At 54.8% G+C, this 2194-nt stretch carries 3 protein-coding genes; all 3 read right to left on the reverse strand.

Annotated features, from left to right (window positions below):
• Positions 1 to 217: 217 nt before the first annotated feature.
• Positions 218 to 529 (reverse strand): DUF3303 domain-containing protein, encoded by a 312-nt coding sequence (locus AB4043_RS23220; RefSeq protein ID WP_442302199.1) that lies wholly within the window; start codon positions 527 to 529, stop codon positions 218 to 220.
• 188 nt (positions 530 to 717) lie between these two features.
• Positions 718 to 1257, reverse strand: coding sequence for a DUF417 family protein (locus tag AB4043_RS23225; protein WP_442302198.1), 540 nt, complete (start codon positions 1255 to 1257; stop codon positions 718 to 720).
• A gap of 173 nt (positions 1258 to 1430) precedes the next feature.
• Positions 1431 to 2194, reverse strand: a 764-nt coding sequence (locus tag AB4043_RS23230; protein WP_442308230.1) for an MBL fold metallo-hydrolase, incomplete at its 5' end; no start/stop codon positions are given.

Below are 2194 nucleotides of genomic sequence, written 5' to 3' on the forward strand. Positions count from 1 at the left end.
GGCCAATCTCGATCTCGCTTATCCGCGTGTTGACAAGGCCAAGCTGGCCGAGATCGCCACGGCCAGGAAAGCTCTCTTAAGTTCGCAGTAAATTCGCCAGTGCCGTCGGGCATCTCCGCCCCTTCCGGCAAGATCGTGAGCCATCTCTCGGCCCACCCCTACAAGATCTCCCTGATCTCCCGCACACGGGCGAGAGCTGCCTGGACACTGGCTTTACCTACTTCTTCAGTCCATCGCGATAGGCCATCGCTTCGAGTTCCACACGAATCGCGTCGGCCACGGGAACAACGGGACGAGCCTCAAATGTAAAAGCAGGGAGCATCGAACAGAACTTATGCACTTCGAGCGGGTCATCGCATTCCATCAACATATACCCGCCCCAGTCCCCCACGCGGATGACGAACGAATGGATCTTGAAATTGGCTGGCGCCTTCCATGGGCTGAAGACTTCCAGGATTCGCTTCTGTGTATTCTCGTACTCGATGGGCGAGCCCTGCGAGCGTTCATTCCAGGTGATCATATATTGCATGCAATCAACCTCTCTTTCACCGGGGTCCAAGGTGCGGGCCTCTTGGTGGGCAAGGGTACGCTTGGGATATACGCGTGTCGAGTGACATTACGGAGAATTCAAGGGATCGTCTCGGTATACCTGCTTTTGCCGGATGGCGTCCTTATCCGTAAGTGTTTCCCTAAAGATTAGTGAGCGCGAAAGCTGGCCTATCCGTTGGTTCTCGACTCAGCGAGCATCGCCTTCCGGCCGTAATAGCTGATGAAGTACAAAGAAACACCAAGCGATATGACATCCTTAAACAGAAAGAGCCCAAGATTGTTCATGTATCGCAAGCCATTCCACTCGATGGTCGCGCCCGGTGTCGATAGGAGCATGGTGCTGGTGATAAAGAACATCAACGTCGTGATGAGCGCTCCCACGAGACCTGCTTTTGGGCGTACATAGCCGATGATGAACAGCACGGCGGCGGTGACTTCGGTCGCACCGATCATGTCTGACCCGATGTAAGGCCCGAACAACTTAAAGTGCCACCAGATCAGGGGACTGTTGGACACCAAGGGGATAATCCCTTCGGCTCCAGGCTTTGTCATCTTGAATGCCCCGGCCCAAAGAAGCATCACAATCATGCCGATACTGGAGACCAGGAACGGAAGATTCCGGTCCGTGACCCAGACTGATATACGAGTTAAGGGTCCGTCGGCCGTCGGCCCACTTTCTATCACCCGCCGTGAAGACTTCAAGTCCATGTTTACCCTCCTTGCGTACCTCGATTACTGACGGCAAGCGAACGAATAGTTGATCTTCGGCAGTCGCACTTTTCGTTGTGCAACCAACAAGGCACAGCACTCTATTTCGCCGAACGCTGGGATCGACGCAATTCGATTGCCAATGCCGGTCTGGTCATCTTCATGCTCGGACGCTACTTAGTCGCCTTGTCTCGCAGATGACTGTATGCAGCTGGAACGTTGACGGTTTTGTGCGCCCATTCGAAGAGGCTGTAGTCGCCGTAATGAGCCATCACGACTACATCGGGAGCTTCTTCTGCGGATCGCCCCTCATCGAGGGCCTTGCGCACCGAGCCATCGAGCTCGCGAAGATACTTCAGTGGGAAATCGATGTCTGCAGGACGCATCGGACGACCGTGGCCGGGGATAATAGTCGCGTCCTCAGGAAGAAAGGCCTGTACTCGGCTCAGGGTTTCGATCGTATCGTGATGTCGGCCTTCCAAAAGCCACGGAAGTGCGGGGGAGGGCGCCTGGATCATGTTGCCGACCCATAGGACCTTGGCCTCAGGCACCCATACAACGAGATCCCCGGGAGTCTGCGCAAACCCGAGGTGACGGATTTCTACTGTTCTCCCACCTAAGTCGACGCTGATCATATCGGGGACTACAACATCGGCGCTTCTGGACTGTACGCGTTCAATGCCCTTACCTTTGCCCATCAGGCCGATCATGAAACGGCGATCATCTTCAAAGTGCTCGTCCATGTAACGCTTGGTCGCGGGATGCTGGATGATGACAGTACTTTCAGGGAATACATAATTCCCGTAAGCATGGTCTCCGTGGTAGCTCGTGTTGACAAGAAAGTGAATCGGCTTGGTCGTCTGCTGTCGCACGAGACCAATGAGTTGCGACGCGAGATCTCCATTCACCATGGACTCGATCACAAGAACTGCCCGGT

Origin of the sequence: Terriglobus sp. YAF25, assembly GCF_052113305.1 — a bacterium.
Taxonomy (GTDB): domain Bacteria; phylum Acidobacteriota; class Terriglobia; order Terriglobales; family Acidobacteriaceae; genus Terriglobus.

Bases quoted from the DNA above. Each gene is read 5' to 3' on its own strand.
- AB4043_RS23225 (WP_442302198.1), bottom strand. From the start codon at position 1,257: ATGGACTTGAAGTCTTCACGGCGGGTGATAGAAAGTGGGCCGACGGCC.
- AB4043_RS23220 (WP_442302199.1), bottom strand. From the start codon at position 529: ATGCAATATATGATCACCTGGAATGAACGCTCGCAGGGCTCGCCCATC.